Annotated in this window: 21 protein-coding genes; 10 read left to right on the top strand and 11 right to left on the bottom strand. The window is 56.6% G+C overall.

Going from position 1 to position 20,975, the window contains the following annotated elements:
• Positions 1–66 precede the first annotated feature (66 nt).
• From EYD00_RS18160 to EYD00_RS18150, 4 genes are all read right to left on the bottom strand, one after another.
• The gene (locus EYD00_RS18160; protein ID WP_004446092.1) at positions 67–558 is read right to left on the bottom strand and encodes a DUF4142 domain-containing protein; all 492 of its coding nucleotides are present in this window, start codon (positions 556–558) and stop codon (positions 67–69) included.
• Positions 559–803: 245 nt separating this feature from the next.
• Complete coding sequence (locus EYD00_RS25965) at positions 804–956, bottom strand: hypothetical protein (protein WP_004446089.1); 153 nt, start codon at positions 954–956, stop codon at positions 804–806.
• 142 nt (positions 957–1,098) lie between these two features.
• Complete coding sequence (locus tag EYD00_RS18155) at positions 1,099–1,803, bottom strand: anti-sigma factor (protein WP_004446087.1); 705 nt, start codon at positions 1,801–1,803, stop codon at positions 1,099–1,101.
• Positions 1,800–2,345, bottom strand: coding sequence for a sigma-70 family RNA polymerase sigma factor (locus EYD00_RS18150; protein ID WP_004446085.1), 546 nt, complete (start codon positions 2,343–2,345; stop codon positions 1,800–1,802). Before EYD00_RS18150 ends, EYD00_RS18155 begins: the two co-directional genes overlap by 4 nt.
• Before the next feature lie 197 nt (positions 2,346–2,542).
• Here EYD00_RS18150 and EYD00_RS18145 point away from each other — a divergent pair, with 197 nt between their 5' ends.
• The 3 genes from EYD00_RS18145 (at position 2,543) to EYD00_RS26435 (ending at position 5,092) form a co-directional block, all read left to right on the top strand.
• Complete coding sequence (locus EYD00_RS18145; RefSeq protein ID WP_022563210.1) at positions 2,543–3,331, top strand: DUF4394 domain-containing protein; 789 nt, start codon at positions 2,543–2,545, stop codon at positions 3,329–3,331.
• Between the two features lie 95 nt (positions 3,332–3,426).
• Positions 3,427–3,897, top strand: coding sequence for an aconitase family protein (locus EYD00_RS18140; protein ID WP_309762518.1), 471 nt, complete (start codon positions 3,427–3,429; stop codon positions 3,895–3,897).
• Between the two features lie 691 nt (positions 3,898–4,588).
• Positions 4,589–5,092: a hypothetical protein gene (locus tag EYD00_RS26435; RefSeq protein WP_112636311.1), complete on the top strand. Its 504-nt coding sequence runs from the start codon at positions 4,589–4,591 to the stop codon at positions 5,090–5,092.
• Here the strand turns inward: EYD00_RS26435 and EYD00_RS18125 are convergent.
• The 3 genes from EYD00_RS18125 to EYD00_RS18115 all read right to left on the bottom strand — a co-directional run bounded on the left by EYD00_RS18125 (position 5,077) and on the right by EYD00_RS18115 (position 7,671).
• A complete protein-coding gene (locus EYD00_RS18125; protein ID WP_022563207.1) occupies positions 5,077–5,724 on the bottom strand; it encodes a response regulator in 648 nt (215 codons plus the stop codon). The genes EYD00_RS26435 and EYD00_RS18125 overlap by 16 nt on opposite strands.
• Positions 5,721–7,091, bottom strand: a complete 1,371-nt coding sequence (locus EYD00_RS18120; protein WP_022563206.1) for a sensor histidine kinase — start codon at positions 7,089–7,091, stop codon at positions 5,721–5,723. The genes EYD00_RS18125 and EYD00_RS18120 overlap by 4 nt, the downstream gene beginning before the upstream one ends.
• A gap of 184 nt (positions 7,092–7,275) precedes the next feature.
• Positions 7,276–7,671, bottom strand: a complete 396-nt coding sequence (locus tag EYD00_RS18115) for a DUF1236 domain-containing protein (RefSeq protein ID WP_004446075.1) — start codon at positions 7,669–7,671, stop codon at positions 7,276–7,278.
• Positions 7,672–7,839: 168 nt separating this feature from the next.
• On the opposite strand from EYD00_RS18115, the gene EYD00_RS18110 reads away from it, so the two are divergent.
• Together EYD00_RS18110 and EYD00_RS26370 are read left to right on the top strand one after the other, a co-directional pair.
• Positions 7,840–8,145 carry a DUF1236 domain-containing protein gene (locus EYD00_RS18110; protein ID WP_034497513.1) on the top strand — a complete coding sequence of 102 codons (306 nt, stop codon included), beginning with the start codon at positions 7,840–7,842 and terminating at the stop codon, positions 8,143–8,145.
• Positions 8,146–8,371: 226 nt separating this feature from the next.
• Positions 8,372–8,989: a BA14K family protein gene (locus tag EYD00_RS26370; RefSeq protein ID WP_022563205.1), complete on the top strand. Its 618-nt coding sequence runs from the start codon at positions 8,372–8,374 to the stop codon at positions 8,987–8,989.
• Between the two features lie 368 nt (positions 8,990–9,357).
• Here the strand turns inward: EYD00_RS26370 and EYD00_RS18100 are convergent, their stop codons facing one another.
• The 4 genes from EYD00_RS18100 to EYD00_RS18085 all read right to left on the bottom strand — a co-directional run bounded on the left by EYD00_RS18100 (position 9,358) and on the right by EYD00_RS18085 (position 14,846).
• Positions 9,358–11,667, bottom strand: coding sequence for a GAF domain-containing protein (locus tag EYD00_RS18100; RefSeq protein WP_022563204.1), 2,310 nt, complete (start codon positions 11,665–11,667; stop codon positions 9,358–9,360).
• Between the two features lie 26 nt (positions 11,668–11,693).
• Complete coding sequence (locus EYD00_RS18095; RefSeq protein ID WP_004446066.1) at positions 11,694–12,119, bottom strand: response regulator; 426 nt, start codon at positions 12,117–12,119, stop codon at positions 11,694–11,696.
• Positions 12,120–12,130: 11 nt separating this feature from the next.
• Positions 12,131–13,240, bottom strand: coding sequence for a PAS domain-containing protein (locus EYD00_RS18090; RefSeq protein ID WP_006697873.1), 1,110 nt, complete (start codon positions 13,238–13,240; stop codon positions 12,131–12,133).
• A 226-nt stretch (positions 13,241–13,466) separates the two neighbouring features.
• Positions 13,467–14,846 (bottom strand): enoyl ACP reductase FabMG family protein, encoded by a 1,380-nt coding sequence (locus tag EYD00_RS18085; RefSeq protein ID WP_034497511.1) that lies wholly within the window; start codon positions 14,844–14,846, stop codon positions 13,467–13,469.
• A gap of 664 nt (positions 14,847–15,510) precedes the next feature.
• Between EYD00_RS18085 and EYD00_RS18080 the strand changes: the two genes are divergently transcribed.
• The 5 genes from EYD00_RS18080 to EYD00_RS18060 all read left to right on the top strand — a co-directional run bounded on the left by EYD00_RS18080 (position 15,511) and on the right by EYD00_RS18060 (position 20,968).
• Positions 15,511–16,974 (top strand): ABC transporter substrate-binding protein, encoded by a 1,464-nt coding sequence (locus tag EYD00_RS18080; protein ID WP_286084890.1) that lies wholly within the window; start codon positions 15,511–15,513, stop codon positions 16,972–16,974.
• Positions 16,975–17,138: 164 nt separating this feature from the next.
• A complete protein-coding gene (locus EYD00_RS18075) occupies positions 17,139–18,110 on the top strand; it encodes an ABC transporter permease (RefSeq protein WP_034497506.1) in 972 nt (323 codons plus the stop codon).
• 1 nt (position 18,111) lies between these two features.
• Positions 18,112–19,011, top strand: coding sequence for an ABC transporter permease (locus tag EYD00_RS18070; protein ID WP_034497503.1), 900 nt, complete (start codon positions 18,112–18,114; stop codon positions 19,009–19,011).
• A complete protein-coding gene (locus EYD00_RS18065; RefSeq protein WP_034497501.1) occupies positions 19,008–19,982 on the top strand; it encodes an ABC transporter ATP-binding protein in 975 nt (324 codons plus the stop codon). The genes EYD00_RS18070 and EYD00_RS18065 overlap by 4 nt, the downstream gene beginning before the upstream one ends.
• Positions 19,979–20,968, top strand: coding sequence for an ABC transporter ATP-binding protein (locus EYD00_RS18060; protein WP_034497499.1), 990 nt, complete (start codon positions 19,979–19,981; stop codon positions 20,966–20,968). Before EYD00_RS18065 ends, EYD00_RS18060 begins: the two co-directional genes overlap by 4 nt.
• Positions 20,969–20,975: the final 7 nt, after the last annotated feature.

Below are 20,975 nucleotides of genomic sequence, written 5' to 3'. Positions count from 1 at the left end.
CTCGCCGCTGAATTGTCGATGGTGATCCAAATTCCGAATGTTGAGCTGGAGTGGATCTGGTCGCTTTCACGGATTTGTCAGGCCCTGAACACGCACATTATAGATTCGTACGGTGCCACGCTGATTTTCAGCGTATGCACGTAGCGAGCCTGCAATTCCGGTTTTGATGAAGGCTTCGAACATCGTCTTCGCATCTTCAAGGACCGAAACCTGCGTCGAGAGGTAAGCCTGGTCGAACTCACTTTGTGAAGCGGTTTCTAAAGCTCTCATCTTCTCGGCATATTCGGCGCTCAGGTCCGTCGGGACCGAGGTACCGTCCTTTTTAGCAGCATCGGCGAGATCGACGAGCGCTTTCTCATGGTCGCGCATGATGTCATTAGCGAACATTTTCGTCGCGTCATCCTGCGCGCTTTTAAGCGCCAGCCTGCTCGCCTCCACCTCAAACTGATTGAAGGAAGCCGCCTCGGCAGTGAAGTCCGCGGGTGATTGCGCGTTCGAGAAAGCGGGCATTAACATCGAAAGACACAGAGCGGCGCAGCAGGCACGGAATGGCTTCATGTTAAACTCTCCCTCAATGACTATTGTGGTCAGGGCGTCGTGTTCTGGCTGCCCGGCAGCGCATTCCTGTCAGCAGGCCCCGCAGGTGCTTGGTCTTCCGTCTGCCCCCTGTCTGGTGAATTTGACGGTGCTGTATCCGGAGTCGTCCTGACGAAGTAGACGGCCACGGTCATCGCGAGAGCCACAGCCGCAGCCCCTACCAAGGGCCATATGGTTCTATAGTTCATATCAGTCTCCGCTTCCGGTTACTTTCCGTCGTAAAGCTTATGAACCTTGCGAGCTTGTTCTTGTTGCTCCTTGGCGGATAACCTGCGCTGACGCAGCAGGACATAAACGACCACGGCACCCAGCAGCAATGGGCCTCCAGCGACAACAACCAGCCAAAATACATCCGCCATAATCCGTCCTGTCAGTTCAAGAGGTTGGTGCCACGACGAACCACAGACGAGGGCCAATGTTCCTGGAAATTTGGAAAGCAAGCAGATGGGACAAAAATCGCCTGTCGGATGAGGCGCTGAAGCAACGCTCAGACGGTGGATTTCATCGCGGAAATTTCGCCAGCCCTTTGGCCAAGATCGGTCCGGTCGGTCTGCCTGTCGGCGATCCTCCCGCTTGTTCGAGCGTGATCTCGTATAGCTGGTTGTCACGCGGGGTGGGCAATGCGGGTCCATCAAGGCGAGCCGAGCGAACGCCTTTCAGCAATCCGAGCGAAACAGGCCCAATTTCTCGAGACGGAAGCGTCCATACCTCTATCGTCTTATCGTTCGGCACCGCAAAGTCGGCCAGTATACGGATCATCGCCCGTTCATCGCCAAAGTCCTCGACAACCGCCTGAATATCTCCAGCCTCATTGATCAAAACGGCGACGACAAGCGGCTCCGCCTTGTGAATGAGGCTGTATCCAAGACCGATGGCAAGCAACAATGCGGCGGCAATTGACGAAAGCGCAGCGATCTTCCAGCCTTTGCTGTTATTGTCATTCGCGAGCGTGGAAACAGACATGTAGCGGGTCACAGGCTGCGAAGTCAGCCCAGATTCAATGCGATGCCACAGGCTCTCGTTGACGGTTGCCGGTGTGATAGCGGTGTCGAGCGGCAGGAAACGCTCACGGCTTGCAGCAATCGCGGCCTTGAGTTCGGAATCTCGTTCCATGGCGTCCTCGATTTCCGCGGCGGCGGTGCTTTCGGTCAAGCCCAACACATACTCGTCAGCGAGGTTCGGTATATCCTTGCGGTCGTAGATCATCCCATGCACTCCCGAAGCGTCAGAAGCCCGCGCCTGATCCAGGATTTCGCTGTGCCAAGTGGAACGCGCAGCCTTCCGGCGATCTCGCCGTGAGAATAGCCTCCAACATAGGCCATCAGAATACCGTGCCGCTTTGTCTCATCGAGCGATCCCAGGCATTCGCGCAGGCGCGATTGTGTGTCCAGACGGTGCCACGCACCCATGATCGCGTCTGCCTGTTCGGCTTCCTGAAGCGCTTCTACCTCTTCGACCGAATGTTCAAGTTTGCCATCCCGCAGGAGATTGAGCGCTCTGTTTCGAACAATGGCATAAATCCATCCGCGCGCGGAGCCACGGTCCGCACTGTATTGATAAGCGTGGGTCCATATTCGGATAAAGGCTTCCTGCACGACCTCTTCGGCAAGTTCGCGACGTCCAACGATGCGTTGCGCCACGGCGACCAACCGCCCGGCCTCCTGATCGAAAATTCGGCGTAATGCCGAACGGTCACCCTTAGCGCAGGCAGCAAGCGCCTTATCCAGATCGTCCGGCCCGGAACCCATTAATATCCTTCCATGATCCAGCGGTGAAAATCGTCAGCTTTCACGAACTATACCCATCCGGCGATCAAATGGATGCATCCTGAGAATTATTTTTACGACCTGCATCCATTCGCCTCCCTTGCGGTGTCTTCAATGATGAAGGGTCAAGCGCCGAGTGCCTGACGCCTTCTCGAATGTTAAACGCACGGGAGAAAGACATGAAGACCATCCTTTTCGCACTGACCGCCTCCGCCGCCTTTGCTGCCATGGCATCGACAGCCTTTTCGGCACCCGTTCTCGGGCTGACGAGTGACAAAACACTTGTCATGTTCGATACCGCGAAGCCCGCCGTTACAAAGACCATGGAAGTAACCGGCGTCGATAAGCTCGTCGGCATTGATTACCGCCCCGCCAACAAGACAGTGATCGGTGTTACTGCGGACCATCGTATCGTTACCATCAACCTTGAAAGCGGTGCTGCCACTGATCTCGCAAAAATGGACAAGACGCTGACGGTGACACAGGCTCCGATCGTCGTCGATTTCAATCCGGTGGCTGATCGTCTTCGTTTCATGACTGGCACCACCAACCACCGTGTCCATCCTGACACCGGTGCAGTGACGGTCGACGGTGTCCTGGCCTTCGAAGATGGTGACATGCACAAGGGCGAGACGCCGAACATTGTCGCAGCCGCCTATACCAACTCCATCGGCAAGCCTGAAAAGACCGCAATGTACAATATCGATGCGACGATTGGCGCCTTGATCCAGCAGACCAAGCCGAATGACGGCACTTTGAAAGCAATTGGCAAGCTGGGTTTCAAAGACAAGCCAGCCACCTATGCTTTTGACATTCAGGGCACGGAAGCCGGAAAGAACACTGCCTATCTCGCTGCAAACAAAATGCTTTACACCGTTAATCTCGATACCGGCAACGCTACCGAAGTAGGCGCTATCACCGGCACGGACAACGAAGTCCGCGACATCGCTGTTCTTCCCGAAATGTGACACAGGAAGACGGGCGGAGGCTGATGACCGGCAATCTGCCTCCGTCCGATTTACTCTTCAAGTAATCAGGCCTCAATTGTCCTTGCGAGCTCGACCTGTCAACGGTCGAGCCGAGCCTTGCAGGTTTTTGCCGACCTCAGGACAAGATCCAGGTCTGCGGCACTCGCGATGCAATCCTCAACATGCGAGAAGTGCTGGCCATTTTTGTCGAGAGTAGCCCGAATCATGGCGCAGTTGCGATCGCCGCAATTACCAGCTGTACAAATACTTCGTATCCCCCGTTTGCTAGTTGCGCTGGCTTGCGCGCCTGGAAAGCGACGGAGCTTGGCATTCAGCCAGCGGAATGGGTCGAGACCTCACTGGCGCGAGGCTCGCTTACCGCGGAGCGATATCTCCGCCGCGCGGGCTTCCTGCCGATCTGGAAGCTTTGGGTTTGGGGGTGGTGCGAATGTCACCCGCACCGTGCGAGGATCGGCTTTGAGGAAAAAGGCCTCCTTCCGTTCCGGTCGAATAAGTCCCACCCAAATTTGGGCACTAAGTCCCAATCGATGAACCCCTCCGCATAATGAGTGTTGATTGTTTGGAAGTTGTCGCTCGAGGAACTCCAGCCGGAAACGATCCGGAGAACTCGACACAAGCCAATCATGGGCGCATTTCGCGCCCGGCGTCTCGGATACGCAATCGATCGCACAGCATCTGATTGCAGAACGTAAAGAGGATAAGATGGACCAGAGCTTACGACCCGAGCCTTACACCGTTGAGCAACTTCAACAAAAATACTCTCTGAGCATTTCGAAGGCAGTCGACATTCTGGATCACTGTAACGGAGACAGGGCCCTGATCGACAAAATGTTGAAGAGATGCCACCAGAAGCAGCTCGATGCTCATCCGAAAAGCGATACGGACGGGAGCTGCTGACGCTTACTTTTGAGACGACGTTGCTTTTTTGGTCGCGCTGAGCCAGCGGGAAAGTGCAGGGTTTCTTCACTTTGTTTTACGCGCGGCTCTTGTGCAACCATCACGTCAGTCGCTTTCAGACGGCGATTATTTCAGAACAAGCGGGTTCAAGACTACCCCAGGTCAGTTCTCAACCGAGCCAAACTCTGGCAGCCTGCGCAGAGATAATTGGTTCGCGTCCATTCCGGCAGGACGGCAGATATGGAGAACGGAGTGCGTACAAGAAGAAACATGCTTAAGTACCTCTTCACCTTTCCCATGGTCGGACGGCCCGTGGTTGCGTTGATCGCTGTCCAATTCTTGCAGGCCGCTGGTGTTCGGGTTGCTGTCGCTCAAGGCAATGGCGGCGGCAACGGTAACGGGAATGACGGCGGTAATGGCGGAGGGAACAACGGCGGCGGCAACGGTAACGGGAATAACGGCGGTAATGGCGGAGGAAACAACGGCGGCGGCAATGGAAACGGAAATGGCGGTAACAGCGGCGGAAACGGAAGCGCGAACGGTGGCGGCAACGGCAACGGCGGCAGCAATGATGGCGGACATGGAAATGGAGGTGGCAAAGGGAACGGAAACGAGAGCGGAAGCGGAAGCGGGAAAGCACCAGATCCTGGAGCAGCCGGAAATTCCGGTCAGAACCGGGCTGGCGTTCAGCAGTCTGGCCAGGCTCTCGAAGTGCGCCACGCCAATGGCATCACCGAGACTTTACGAAAAGGCCGGTATTCGATGCGCGACAATAAGGGCCGTGTCATCGTTGATCGGCTTGCGACGGTCAAGGATCGTTCAAGGTTTCAGGGCTCACGCTGAGCAGAGATACGATCTCTCCAAAGAAGTGCCGCCTCCGTGCGATTGCTGACCTTTAACTTGGCAAAAATCCTTGTCACGTGATGCTTCACCGTTTTCTCGTGGAGATCCAGTTTGCGGGCGACAAGCTTGTTGCTCATTCCGATGGCGATGAGGTCCATGACTTGCCGCTCTCTTCTGCTCAGATCCTGACGCTGCTCGATCAGTTCCGATGCGGCCTTTCTTTCAGCCAGCAACTTGGCGCCCAGTTCGGGTGGAATGTAACGCCCGCCGTCTGCGATGGTCCGCAGCATCTGTACCAGCTCACGAGAGCCGACGCCTTTCAAGGCGTATCCCGCCGCGCCCGACTGGATTGCTGTCTGAAGATCATCCACGCTCTCAGATGCTGTGAGAATGAGAATTCGAATGGACGGAGACAGGCTCAATATGGATTTGATCGCCGCTAGGCCGTTGCCGGGCATCGAGATATCCAGAAGGATGATGTCCGGCGCTAATCTGGTCGCAAGGGCTAGTGCGTCGTCGGCGTTTTCTCCTTCGCCCAGGACGTCGAAACCACACTCTTTCAGGCTCTGCGATACACCCGAGCGAAACATCGGGTGATCATCAACGATGACGACCTTTATATTTTCTGTCATGGATCGCTCACATCGACGGTGTTCAGTCTCATGGTGAGGTGCGTTCCGCGTGCCGATGTCTGCACTTCGAAACGGCCTCCCAGACTTTCAATTCGTTCTTTAAGGCCTGACAACCCGATGCAATCGGGTCCAATCTCGTCGAACGAAAAACCACTGCCGCCGTCTGAAACAGTAGCGACGATCTCTGTGCCTTCCTGTCGGAGTGACACGCATTGATTTGTTGATGCTGCGTGGCGCCAACCGTTGTTCAGACCCTCCTGGACGAACCGATAAGCGCAGATTTTAACGGGAACTCCGACTTGCGCGTTCACATCCTCAATTGAGGTCGTTATTCGCGTACCAGCACGGGACTGATGATGTTCAACTGCCCGACCAACAACGTCTTCGATGGGCAGATTTTCTATATCCGGCAAAACAAGGCCGCGGCAGATGTTGCGGATATCCCGGATAGCTTCATCCAGACTGGCCTTGATCGATGTCGTCTCGGATTCTCGTTCATTCCGACTTGTCTGGTCACTGACGAGCTTCTCGCTGTCCACCCGAAGTGCTGCGTAGGCGATGAGCTGTGCAGGCCCATCGTGCAGATCGGCACCGATCTTGCGCAACAGCCGCTCGTTCAAGGCCACCGTGCGCTGCGATCCTTTCTGCACGCGACGCGCCAGGTCCTCGATCTCACGCAGTTGATGCCGGATCATCCTGCTGCCCTTGAGCACAATTGTGGAAAGAACGGCGAAAAATGCAGAGGCAACCGCGATGACGACGATCCAGCTCTTCCAGCGCGCTCGCGCCAGGCTTTTCTCAAGATCCGTTGCCCGCTCATAAAACTCTGCGACGGCAACCACCTCTCCCGACCATGGCTGCAAGACGGGATTATATATCTCCAGGAGGGGTTCCCCGAGCGCTCGCTCCGCGTCGCTCTCTGGGTCTCCTGCCTCTTCGAAATTTGCGACGAGCTCGCCGGCAAACGCTTTTGTCCTGTTTTCGCCAGGTGGCACGACCATGTTCATCAGCCGCTTGTCGTTCGAGTAGATAATGGTTCCGTCTTTCGTCCACAGCCGGAAGGAAACCAGTCGTCTGCCCAGTGCACCCTGTCCCAGAGTTTCATCCAGCGTTCGTTCGATGGAATCGTCGAGTTTTGCCGCGCGGGTAAGATCCGGCAGGATAGGCGCAATGATGCTGTCGACATAAAGCGCGGTTGTCGAGCCTGCATTCCTTGTTACAGTCTCAACAATCTGATCTGTCACCAGCAATCCAATCAAAACCGTCGCACCCAACGTAACAAGACCGCCGGCGAGGAAAAACTGTTGGGCGAGTGACAATGAGCCCAAGGTCTTCGATGAAAGACGAGTGATTGTGCGACCTGACATAGTGACACGCGTGCCTGTGACTTTGCCGCCGAGGGTCAGCCCAGCGAACTTCAGACAACAGTAAATTATGATCTCGAGGACGGAAAGCGAAGCCTGAAGGCATTAAGATTTTTTATTTCTGAAAATACTAATTTATTCCCCCAGGAAAAGGCCTGCCGGGAAGAAAACCCGGCAGGCAATGCCATCAGTTGATAACCTGCACGACTTTGCGCGTGGTCGGTTCAACGATTACTCGCTGCTTGTTGACGATGGCATAAGAATATTTCGGTTCGTCCGGAACCTGATGAATGACCACAGTCGAAGGAAGCGGCTCGCCCACAACGACCTTTTCCTTCACGACAACTGTCTCGGCCGGCATCGGAGCCTCCCGAACATAGGTAACGACGCGCGGGGGCGGCGGATCGATAGCTGTGCCTGCGACGGCGCCCACGACGCCACCAACGGCTGCGCCGACCGGGCCGCCTACGATTGCCCCGGTAATCGCGCCGCCAGCGGCGCCGGTTACAGTCGATTCCTGAGCCTGAGCTCCGCCGGCGACCAGTATTGCGAACGTCAGGAAAGAAAGCTGTTTCATCTGCATGGGTGTTCCTCCTTCAGGCAGAATTTCTACAGCCAAACAATATTTTTCGATCTGCATCAGTTCCGGGCATAGGACTTTGTGCCCTGTCTGGAACACTTTCCGCGCAATTTGCTTGAAATCCCACCTGCAACCGCAGGCAAAAAGCAACACTTGCCAAGGTGGAATGATATGAAAACCCGAGTCCTCGCAATGACGGCTGCAATGATCGTTATGGGCACGTCGAGCGTTCTGCACGCGCAGACCGTCGTGATCAGCCCGGAACAGGAAGTTGTGATCCAGAAATACGTGACTGCGCACACGGTCACCTCAGTGGATGTGCCAAATGTCGATGTCGTGGTTGGCACTGCCCTTCCGGAAACGGTGGAGCTGCACAGGATTGATGCACCGGATGTGACCTACAGCTACGTCGTCGTTAACGGAAAGACCGCGATCGTCGATCCCGGCACCCGCAAGGTCATCAGGATCATGAACTAAGCCGGTAACCCGGGCGATCGATGGAGGCGAGATGTCACGTCGTCGTTCATCGATCCTGCAGGCTGTAAGATCATCGACGTTCTTTCGATCTGACAGCTTTCCCGGCCACTCAGCGTTGGTCGCGGTGGCGCGACCAACAATTTGATCGGCTACCCGTGTGCCGAGCGGCACGAAATTTTCCGTCCTGCTGCTCTGGCGATATTTCGATGCTTTTTAGTGATGCGCCATGCAAAACGTTATCGTCGGCTCCCTACTGTTTCTCTGCTCATTACCCGTTGTTGGCGGTGGAATGAGGATTGCATCCGATCTCAGGTCACAGTCCCAGCCACCTGTCATTCTTGATGTAAATGAGGAGCCGTTGTGGACCACGCAGGTCAAGCGTGTTGATCCAAATGAGCAAGCCTATGAGCGTTTACCGGCTGACGTTGATGACGCGCTCCTCGCTTCCAATGATGTCCCGCGAAGGAAGCCATCCATAGAAGATAGCGGTCTACCGCTTGGAAAAGCGACTGAGATTGATGTCGCGGAGCACAAATCAGATGAATGGTGCTCCCGCAAATACCGGTCGTATGTGAAGGCCGATAAAAGTTACCAACCCTTCAGTGGCGGGCCGCGCAGGCGCTGCGTCCCACCGATAGATCTGGTCGAGACGGAGAAGCGACCGCAAATCGCCTCGCTGAACGACGACCATGTTGCCTGGTGTATGAGCCGGTATCGGTCTTACCAGCCTGAGGACAATTCTTATCAGCCGTTTTCAGGTCCAAGGAGAAAGTGCCAATCTGGTCTAGAAACGCCAGATCAGCGCTACCGGACAACTCTACTCGCCCAACAGGTTCCCAATTAGACAGACGACCTCTGCCGTCCTCGATGGCGGCTCTTTCAGTAGGCCAGCCAGCCAAGAAATTGCCGATACTCCAACATCATTGTCTGAATTCCATTGGTTGTCTCCTTCCCCTCGCCGTTGCGCGCTGTCATGAGGGCGCATAGAGGAAGAGGGAATGCCGATGCGCCGGGCGAAGGCCACGTTCAAAGTGCTTGCTGAGCCATATTGGAGCTGTTCGGCTACATCCTTAACTGCAGGTTCAGCGCTAAACTAGCAGGTATTTCACCGGTGAGCCCTGGTGCTGACAGTTGCAGTCGGCAGCCATGGACGGTCGGTCGAAAACTGGTTTGCCGATCATGGTTGCCCCTCATTATGGCTTCGGCTCGATGTCACTGCTCAAGCTGTGAAACCAGCGCCTGCATGGTCACACGCAGTCCGTCAGGATCGTAATTGATCTCGACGCCCCCGGTTCCCAGGAGGCCCATGCGGATCAGCTTCGATCCAAACCCTTTTGCCGACGGCAGTTCCACCGGCGGGCCGTCCTGTTCGTTCCACTCGACAACAACCATGCCATCGCCACCGACGGGCTCAACCCTCCAGGTCACGATGACCTTTCCACTGTCGCTCGACCAGGCGCCATATTTCAGGGCGTTGGTGCCGAGTTCGTGCATGAGAAGGCCAAGGCTGAGCGCAGTCCGCGGCCCGATTTCAAGGTCGGAACCTGACAGACGGTAACGATCCGGAAGAGAGAGTTGTCGAAGTGAGGTATCGATCACGGTCATCATACGCGCCGATGACCAGTCGTGAGTGAGCAGTACTTCATGCGCTTTTGAAAGTGCGTGCAGTCTGCTGACAAACGCTTCGACGGGCGCTCTGTCGGTGACGGGCCGAAGGGTCTGGGTCGCAATTGCCTGAACCATCGCCATCGTGTTCTTTAGCCGATGGCTTATCTCATGGTTGAGAACCTGCTGTTCCTGTTCCGCACGTATCCGCGATATTGCTTCGCGGGTGCGATCGGCAATCGTCCGCACGAAATCCCGTTCTTCTGAAGAAAATTCGTGCGGCTTTTCGTAATGCACAAACATGACGCCGACGAAAGCGCCCCGCTCAAGAATAGGGACGTTGACGAGGACGGAGATGCCCAGCGAGTTCAAAAGCTCCGCTGACGCCGAGGTTCTTGGATCGGCCGCAACGTCAGCTATGATGACCAGTTCGCCACGCTTCAGGTCTTCAATATAGGAACCGTAATCGCGAAATTGATGCTGGCCGGCAACGGTGAACATCCCGGGCGCGCGCCAGTCAGGCAGCATCTCCACGGTCTCGGCGATCGGATCGACGATGCCATAACCGGCTCGCGTTGCCCCTTGCAGGTTTCGAGCCATGATTTCCGCTGCTGCGAAAGCGACCTCGGCGACCGAGTCGAGTTCGCGGATCTTTTCGCCCAGCTCCAGAAAAGCGAGCTGCCGGTCTTCCGACAGCTTTTGGGCTGTCGCGTTTCTCGCAACCTTGATGAAGCCGGAAAGATGGGATGAGGAGTGATTGGGCATCGGGCGTATGGTGCCGTCAAGAAAAACCCGCGTACCATCGGCGGCAAGATGCCATCGGCGATCAAGTGCAACACCGTCGCGGCCCGCCGTTTCGATCTCAAACTGCGGAATATTCGCCGCCCGATCTTCCTGTGTAAAAATTTCTTCGAACGGTCTGCCGAGCATCTGCGCTTCCGACCAGCCGAAAGTCTCCTCCGCGCCGCCGAACCAGCTGGTGATGCGTTGGTTTTCATCAAGCGTCAGGATGATGTAATCCTTGGCGCCTTCGACGATCAGTCGCAGCTTCGTCTCGCTGTTGCGTAGCGCCTCCACCGCCCGCATCCGATCGGTGACGTCAACGAAGATGATGACGAATTTATCGTTGCCAGTCGCCTGGACATAGCCGTCGAACCAGCGATCCAGGGAGCGAATCTTGCGAGTGAAACGCTTGCTTTGCCTGGTCTCCATCGCTTCGGCGACATCGGAAATCCATTCTTCCTCGAAGTCGGGGAAGACATCCCGCATTGTTCGGCCCGGGACACCATCTCCGGGCAAGCCAAGGAGAACACTCCAGGCCGGGTTGATTGTATCAAACCGCCAGTCGATGATCGATCCTTCAAGATCGCGGATCACGGAGCCGACGACGATGCCTTCTTCCAGCTGTTGAAAGAGTGTTCCCCATCGACGCTCGGAGAGGAAGGTCGCAATCTGATTGGAGACGACGCGCCCGATCCGGCTCAGCAACTCCAGCTCGCTTTCGGTCCAGTTTCGCGGCTCTCCGTCGATTGCCGCGAGCGCACCGATTACCAGGCCATCCGGCATGGTGACCGGAACACCCATGTATGAAATCACGCCGAGATCGGCGATGGCCAGATTGTCCCTGACGAGGTCGTGGAGCGTAGCATCCCCGATAATGAGGGGTATCTTGTCGCGAACCACGTGCTGGCAGAAGGAATGCGTCAGCGGCGTTTCTGCCGCCTCGGCCCATTTTTCCGGAAGGCCGAGATGGGCGATGAAGACCTGCCGGTGCTCATCAAGAATGGAAATCAGTGCCACCGGAGATTTCAGCCCGGCTTTGACAACCTCGATAATATCCTGGAATTCGGATTGGCCCTGAACATCAAGCAAACCAGAATTGCGAACGGCTTCAATGCGTTCAGATGGTGAGTTCAAGGTCAATCCCTAATCACGCGTGCGTTTCACGCCGACAGAGCGGCGAGCAAACGGGGTGACAAAACGAGGCTAGGAGGCGCGGTGACGGACTGGTGCTCACCGTTCACAATGGTGTCGATGAATTCCAGCGCATTTTGCAGTCCGTTCATGGTGTAAGGTTTTTCGATCGCACCAAGGGCGCCCGCAAAATCCTCAGGAATCCGCTTCAGATTTCCGGAAACGAAGACATAGGGAATCGAACGGGACGCAAGATGACGGCCGACGTCGATACCCGTGGGACCGTCCAGCAACTGAATATCCACAAAGGCGAACTGTGGCGAGGACTTTTCGATCAAGGATAGAGCCTGCTTGCTTTCGGCGGCGACGCCGACGATCTCGTGCCCGGCCTCTTCGACCTCGCTCTCAAGCTCCATAGCCAGCAAAGCCTCGTCTTCAACAATCAAGATTTTCACGCGATATCCTTTCAGTCTTTTACAGAGAGCGTGACCCGCACGTCAGTACGGCGACCATCGACGGTCCTTACGATCGTTGCACGCAACTGCTTTAGTGACGCTTCCAGCATCTTCTTGCTGAAGGCGGCTTGTTCGCTATCCACTTCCACCGGGACAACGGTGTCAACGACCCGAATGAGGAAGTGACCGTTGAGTCGCTTCACTTCCAGATGCAGTTCACCACCGCCTTCTTTCAGTCCCCGGCCAATCGCGTCTCCAATGAGTTCGTTGATGATCAAGGCCAGAGGAGATGCCTTGGTTGCTGGAACCACGACCTCGTGAAGGTCTGTCGTGAGACTGATATCGGTCCGTTTCAAGGCACCGATTTTGTCCAGCATCAGGGTGTTGGCGAAATCCGCCACGTCGAAATGGCCAACATCCTCATCGTTCAGAAGTTTGCGTTGAACGGTGCTCAGTGCTTCGACGCGGTTCAGCACGGACATCAGTGTCCGCTCGACGACCTCGTTATCTGTCATTCGTGCCTGGAGCTTGACGATGGAAGCGATCGTCAGAAGATTGTTTTTCACGCGGTGGTCGACCTCATGGACGAGCGCCGTTTTTGCGCGCAAGGCCTCGGTCAGATCGGCCGTTCTAAGCGCTACTTCTTCCTCGGCAATGTGCCGGGCGCGGGCGAGTTCGGCTTCCTTACTCTTGATATTGGTGAAGTCGAGCTGCGAGGCGAAAAAGTAGATCACGGCTCCGGACACGTCGCGCACCGGGCTTACGAAAAGTGCATTCCAAAATTTGGATCCATCTTTCCTGTAGTTGAGGATATCGACGGCAATGTCTTTTTGCGATGCAACGGCGTCACGAAGTTTGGTGACTGCGTCCGGATCGGTCTGTGGTCCCTGCAGGAGTCGGCAGTTGCGTCCAATTAGCTCGCCAACCTCGTAGCCGGTGAGGGTGCAGAACGCTTTGTTGCAGAAAATGATGGGATTGTCTGGCTGCCGTGGGTCCGTAATCAGCATCGGCATGCGGGTGGCCTTGAATGCGGCCGCAAACGGATCTTCTGATGCATGGGCTGACACAAGACGCTCACCGGCGTCTTTGGCGTCCTGCCGGGAGTTCTGGTTGTCGATCATTCAGCGCCCTGAGAATTGTACGCCGATGAAATGGGCCACTTCCGATTTTGTTCCAATGTCGCGGAAAAAAGAGCTTCGGCCCTTCTTGGATGCTCCAACGGACTCGCTTCTTATGACGCCTGCGACAAGCTGCCAGTACACGGGACCAATTGGAGGGGCGTTCCCCTGGCGGGATTTGTCGCTCCAGGCCAAGACGCCTGGTTTCCAAGCCAGGTTAGGGAGGCCGTCACGCCATCTCAGGATGCGGGGATGCCGTCCCCTGAGCGACGAGCGGCGCAGAAGACTCAGAATGCAGGTGGGAAGCGTTAAGTCGCCGGGCAACAATATCGTGATTGAGCCAGAGGACGGGACCCGCGGGTTCAGACGATTCGCTAAAGATCAGTTGCCCTGTTGCAGTCACAACGAGACTGCTCAGGAGATCACTAATCATCGTCTTGCCATCCCGATGCATCCGGGTGATCTCGTTTGACGTGCCGATGGTCAAATCGGCCTGTGCCTGGCTGTTTGCCATTGGCCATGCCGAAAAATCATAGAATGGACGCATGACATCGCTGGCCTGCATGTCGGTGATCTTCCGGAAAACATCGTTCATGGTTAAGCCGTCCATGAGTAGCTGCTCGCAGGCCTGCCATTGTTCGTCGGCCCATTCGCTCCCGTTTTCCTTCTTCAACGCAAGCAGCAGCGGTATCAGGGGCAGCTCGATACCGGTGAACACGTCGGACGAATTGGTCCGGATTTCAGGGCAGTTGTAGACGGTTGCCTTAATGCCTTTCGCCCAGGCATCCTCGGCGATGCCTTCGAGACGCATCTTCGCATATCCCTGGGTGTAGTTGGTATAGGTTTGCCAACGATAGCTCCCATCGATCAGGACCGCCGATCCGTGATAGCCATAGGCCGTATATCGCACTTGTCCGCCCGAGGCTTCGATGCGCTCGCGGATCGCTGTGCTGAAGTCGATGAGATGGCGAAAGGTGTTCGCAGAAACATCGTCAAAATTCTGCAGAATGAGCTTTCCCATATCGCTGTCGAGCAGCGTCTGAGAAGACATGTGGCGGGGGCCGGTTCCCTTGTAGATTCGATTGGCGACGACCAGGAATGTCTTCGCCTTCGGAATGCCGCCGGCCATTGTGTGGGCGAAGAAAACATTGCGGCCATTAGCGATCATTCCGTCCAGAGCGGTCATGACCTTTGACAGCGATGCCTTGAAACGCGCAGTGGCAATGTCACGGCAGTGCTCCAGATAGTCCCAGTCGAGCCTGTCGTGTTCCCAGCTCTCAAGCGTCATCTTTGCCAGAAGGTCGGTTGGAGTCGGGCCACCTGCTGGCGCATCGAGTTCGAAACCCGCCATAAGCGGTATGTTGATGATCCTACCGCCCAACTGGGCCTCCGCAGAAGACAGTTCCTCGGCGTCGAGCGGCCGCAGGGCGTTATTCTCGTCCCGCCGTCCGACGGTGATCCCCACAATCTCCATTTCAGCCCGTCTGGCTTCGTCTAGCAGGCCGGTGGCATACCCGCGACCGAACAATTCGCCGAAGAGTACGAAAACATCGCCCTTACGGAAGATCGTGTTTTCGGAAAGACGATTCAACGCAACCGGATTTTCCATATTGTCAACTCTTTGCTTCGCGTTTCGTCGAGCAGGTGCCCATACGATCTGAGCAAGACATGACCGCATAGTTCGCCGATGGGAACTCATTTTCGGTGACTGCTCATTTCAAAACGTGAAGAGCCGCGCAATCCGAAAACACCTCGGGATTACATCCGCCTTTCGCCGCGGTTGCTTCAGTACGAATTAGCGACAGCATTGCCGGCGAAGAGTTGGGAATGATACCCATATTGCCGGTTTTCTATACGCAGACAGATTTTCGCTAAGCGGTTTCAGCGCGTTATTTCTCGGCGGCCGCCAACCTGCTCTTTTCACGAGTACTCGGAAGCGCCGTCTATAAACGGCTGTCCTTGACACAATCGAATTACAGGCGACCGGCCAGTTCCCTTGCACGTTGCTCTCGATCACCTGAACCGACTTTGGCGCGGCCGTATATTCGCCTGGCGAATGATGAATGGAAAAAACATTCATTTGATAAATCAGGCGGAGGCCGGAATAATACTTTACGAGCCAACGTGGCCAAGGCGGTTCATCGCTCAAAGAAATCAATAAAAAAGGGAACGAAATGAGGAAAAGTGCGGTTTTTCTATGCTTGGCGGCCTGCGCCAGCTTTGCGGTTTCTCCGGCTATTGCGAAGGATATTAAGGTAGGATTGAGCGGCACCGTGACATCGGTTGATCCGCATTTTTATAATGCCTCTCCAAACAACAGTATCGCCATGCAGATATTCGACAGGCTGACCGAGCGGACAGCCGAAGGGCAGCTTGTCGAGGGCCTTGCGACGAAATGGGAGGCCGTTTCGCAAACCAAATGGCGTTTCACCCTTCGTGAGGGAGTAAAATGGCATGACGGAAAACCCTTCACCGCCGATGACGTTGTTTTCACGCTCAGCCGCGCTGGAAATGTTCCAAATAGCCCCGGCGGGTTCGGCGGTTTCATCAGAAATGTCGCAAGCGTCGAAACCGATGGAAATCTTGCGGTCCTAATCACCACTAAGGCACCGGCGCCTACCCTTCCGGGCGATCTTGCCAATATAGCGGTCATATCCCGGCACGTCGGGGAGGGCGCGGACACAGCAGACTACAATTCCGGAAAAGCGGCAATCGGCACCGGCGCCTTTCGCTTCTCGACTTTCAAGCAGGGCATCGAAGTTGGGCTGGAGCGCAATCCAGACTGGTGGGGCAAGAGAGTGGCCTGGGACCATGCGACCTACCGCATGATCTCCAGCGCCAGCGCGCGCACCACGGCTATTCTGGCGGGTGATGTCGACATTATCGACGCCCCCGCCGCAACCGATATCGCGCGATTCAAGTCGACAGCAAATCTTTCCTTCGTCTCCACGCCCGGTCTGCGCGTGATCTATCTGGCGCCGACGACCTCGGGAGAGAGCTGGAAAGCCAATGTAAAGGGGCCGAATGGTGAAGCGCTGCAGACAAATCCGCTTGCCGATGCGCGCGTCCGCAACGCTTTGTCCGTGGCGATAAACCGTCAAGGTATCGTCGATAAGATCATGAAAGGTACAGCCACGGCATCCGGCCAGTGGCTGCCCAAAGGTGCCTTCTCCTACACCGACGACATTCAACCACCGAAGCCGGACGCGACAAGCGCCAAGAAGATGCTGGCCGATGCTGGCTTCCCGAACGGTTTCCAGCTGACGGTTCATGTGCCGAACGACCGCTATCCCAATGCGCCTGCCGTCGTTCAGGCCGTCGCGCAGATGTGGACGCGCATTGGCGTAAAGACGAATGTGGAGGCCCTGCCGTGGACCACCTTCTCTTCGCGTAAATCGGAATTCTCCATGAAGCTGCTGGGGCTCGGTAACGCCACCTATGATGCAAGCTCCATGTTGGTGAACGTTATCGGAACCGTTGATCCGAAGCGTGGACTGGGTGCTTCAAATGACAGCGGATACTCCAATCCGGCACTCGATGATCTCGTCGCGAAGGCGATGACGATCTACGACGACAAGGCTCGCGAGACGGCCCTTGTGGAGGCGGTCAAGGTTGCGGTAAATGACGGCGCCATCATACCGCTTTACCAGCAGAGCAATGCCTGGGTTACGCGCAAAGGCCTGTCCTATGCACCGCGGATCGATGAGCGTACGCTCGTGAAGGATATATCCGAATAAGTCTGCCTGACGGATCGGAATTGTTTCGATCCGTCACCGTCACCTCCTGCGCGCAGATGAGCGGCTTTTGCAAGAAGGCAAAGCCTGAAATGCGGTATATCTGACAGGGCCCGCATGTCGAAATCGGCGGGCCTGCGCCACATCATCAATGTTTTGAGGGTATCATGACCCTATGGATTATCCAGCGCCTGTTGCAAGGGATACTGGTCGCTCTGGCAATGGCCGTGATCGTGTTTGTTGGTCTTCACCTGATAGGCAGCCCGATCGAAACCCTGCTTCCGGCGGAAGCCACGCATGAAGACCGCCTCCGGCTGATCGCCGATCTCGGCCTTGATCGCCCGCTTTACGAGCAGTTCTTTCTGTTTCTGAAAGGCGTCCTCCAGGGAAATCTCGGCATCAGCTATGTCTACAAGGAGCCGGCTGTCGAGCTGATCCTGTCCCGCCTGCCGGCCACGTTGGAGCTTGCCTTTGCGGCCGTCCTGCTGTCGCTCGTCTTCGGCGTGCCCCTCGGCCTCATGGCGGGTTGGAAGCCCGAGAGCCCATTTTCCCGCATGATCATGGTCGGTTCGATCTTCGGTTTCAGCCTGCCGATCTTCTGGATAGCCATTCTGCTTATCATGATATTCAGCGTGCAGCTGGGCTGGCTGCCGAGTTCCGGTCGCGGTGCAACCGAAACCCTGTTTGGCATTCCATGGTCCTTCGTCACGCTGGATGGCCTCAGGCACATGGTGCTGCCGGCAATCAGCCTTTCACTGTTTAACATTTCCATGGTGACGCGCCTGACCGAAGCCGGTGTCCGCGAGGCGATGTCCAGCGAATATGTGCGGTTTGCCAAGGCCAAAGGCCTTTCACCACCGCGCATACTCGGCATTCATGTCCTCAAGAATGTCATGATACCGGTCGTGACCGTCGTCGGGCTCGATATCGGTCAGACAATCGCCTTTTCTGTCGTCACCGAAACGATTTTTGCCTGGCCCGGCGTCGGGAAGATCATCATCGACAGTATCGCCGCGCTCGATCGCCCCGTGATCGTGGCCTATCTCATGCTTGTGGTCATCATGTTCGTCATCATCAATCTCGTCGTCGATGTCACCTACAGGCTGCTCGATCCACGTATCCGACTTCAGGGAGAGTGACATGCAAGCTATCCCCGTCTCCGCAAAATTCCGACCCGGGCTGCAATTCCTGCGGCAGTTTTCACGCTCACCGCTTGCGCTCATCGGCCTCATCCTGATCATACTTATTGCCCTTCTGGCGATCTTCGCTCCGATGTTATCGCCTCAAAACCCCTACGACCTGATGCAACTGGACATCATGGATGGCCGCATGCCGCCGGGATCGGAGGCGTCCGCCGGATTCACCTTCCTGTTCGGCTCGGACGATCAGGGGCGCGACATGCTCTCCGCCATTCTCCACGGTCTGCGGATCAGTCTGATCGTCGGTCTGGGATCTGCGGCCATCGCGTTCATCATCGGCACTGCTTTCGGCCTGACAGCCGCTTATGTCGGCGGCAAGGTGGAGACGGCGATGATGCGCATTGTCGATCTTCAGCTCTCCTTTCCCACCATCCTTTCGGCGCTCCTCATTCTTGCGCTGCTCGGGAAAAGCGTCGGCAACGTCGTTTTCGCCATCGTGCTCGTGGAGTGGGCGACCTATGCCCGCACTGCCCGCGGCGCCGCACTGACCGAACTGCGCCGCGAATATGTTGAAGCGGCAAGGTCGTTGCGCCTTCCCCACCGGAATATCCTGTTTCGCCAGCTTCTGCCCAACTGTCTGTCGCCGCTGGTGGTCCTGCTGACCATGCAGGTCGCGCGCGCCATCACGCTTGAGGCGACGCTCAGCTTTCTTGGCCTTGGCGTGCCCGTTACCGAACCGTCGCTCGGGCTCCTCATTTCCAGCGGCTATGAATTCATGTTGTCGGGCACCTACTGGATCGCGCTTTTCCCGGGAATAGCGCTGCTCGTAACCATCTTTGCGATCAACCTCGTCGGCGACCGCCTGCGTCAAATGCTCGATCCGAAGGCTGCACAGAAATGACCGCCATGCTCGAAATCAAAGGTTTGAAAACTGAAGTCGTGACCGCCGAAGGCCGCGTCACCCTTATCGACGACATCAATCTCGACCTCGCGGCCGGTGAAGTGATGGGCCTTGTGGGAGAATCGGGATCGGGAAAATCGGTAACCGGCCTGTCGATCATGGGATTGATCGATAAGCCAGCGCAGGTGACGGGCGGCCAGATACTTTTCAAGGGCAGGGATCTGCGGACTCTCTCTGAACGGGAGTTTCGCTCCATTCGCGGCAACCGGATTGCCATGATTTTCCAGGATCCGATGTCCACGCTCAACCCCGTGCTGCGTATCGATACGCAGATGATGGAGGTGGTGCGTGCCCATGAAAATATCAGCAAGCAGGTGGCCCGCGAGAGGGCGCGTGATGCCTTGGGCATGGTCGGCATTCCAAGCCCTGAGGAGAGGCTGAGCGCCTATCCGCATCAATTCTCCGGCGGCATGCGACAACGAGTGGCCATCGCCATCGCACTCTTGATGTCACCGGATCTCATTATCGCCGATGAACCGACCACGGCACTTGATGTCACCATCCAGGCGCAGATCCTCTCGATCGTGCAGAAGCTCGCGCGCGAAAGGGGAACTGCTCTCATCTGGGTTACGCACGACCTCTCGGTCGTCGCTGGCCTCGCCGACCGCCTTTCGGTCATGTATGCCGGCCGCATCGCCGAACAGGGCAAGACGGCCGATCTGCTTCGACGCCCCATGCATCCCTATACGAACGGCTTGATGGCGAGCCTTCCCGCGCACAACAAACGCGGTTTCAGGCTCAAACAGATATCGGGCACGACGCCCTCCGTTGCCAATATGCCGAAAGGTTGCGCCTTTCACCCCCGCTGTTCGTCAGCGACCGAGCTCTGTCTCAGTCCACCGCAACTTGAGCCCGTAGAAGGCCGACTTCTTCGCTGTTTTCACCCCGTCATGGAAGGAGCGCCAGCATGAGCAATCGACTGGAGGTCCGCAACGTCAGCAAGCGCTTCAGCCGCAAATCCGGCCTGATCGAACGTGGCGCCGAATTCATCGGCCTGAAATCCCCAAATCCCGTCGTCCGCGCTCTGGATGACGTCAGTCTTACTGTCGCAGAAGGCGAAGTCGTCGGTATCGTCGGAGAATCCGGCTGCGGGAAGTCGACGCTCGGACGGGTGGTGGCCGGTCTGCTGCAGGCGTCAGACGGAACCGTGCTCTTTCGGGACAAGCGCCTTCAGGACATGCAGGGCGACGAGGCGGAGACGGCGCGGCTGAAGGTCCAGATGATCTTTCAGGACCCGTCCTCCTCCCTCAATCCGCGGCAGCGGGTGCGTGAGATCATTGGTGCTGCGCCACTGCATCATGGGCTGACCACGGCGCGGGAGCTGGATGACTACGTCAACCAGCAGATGGCGCGCGCCGGCCTTGATCCGTCAATGGCGTCCCGCTTCCCTCATCAGTTCAGCGGCGGGCAGCGCCAGCGTATCGGCATCGCACGCGCGCTTGCGGTTCAACCGGACATGCTGATCTGTGACGAGTCGGTCGCGGCTCTTGATGTGTCGATCCAGGCGCAGATACTCAACCTTTTTCTCGACCTCAGAGAACAGCTGGACCTGACTTACATCTTCATCAGTCACGACCTCTCCGTTGTTGAGCATATCTCCGATCGTGTCGTGGTGATGTATCTCGGCCGTGTCGTGGAAGAGGCGACCGTCGAGGAGTTGTTCGCCCATCCCAATCACCCCTATACCCGCGCCCTTCTTCAGGAACGACCAAGCCTCGATCCCGTGCAGCGCAGTTTTACCGCCATCGAAGGCGAAATACCAAGCCCGCTTTCACCGCCGTCAGGATGCCACTTCCACCCGCGTTGTCCGCTGGCGATGGAGCGCTGTCGTGTCGAGCGGCCGGAGCTGCGTTCGGTCGGTTCGCGACACAAGAGCGCCTGCCATCTGAACGACTGACGTCGGC

It is taken from the genome of Agrobacterium sp. 33MFTa1.1, assembly GCF_004328495.1.
Classification (GTDB): domain Bacteria; phylum Pseudomonadota; class Alphaproteobacteria; order Rhizobiales; family Rhizobiaceae; genus Agrobacterium; species Agrobacterium pusense.
Note: the sequence above shows the minus strand (reverse complement) of the source record. Positions and strands in the feature narration are given on the sequence as shown.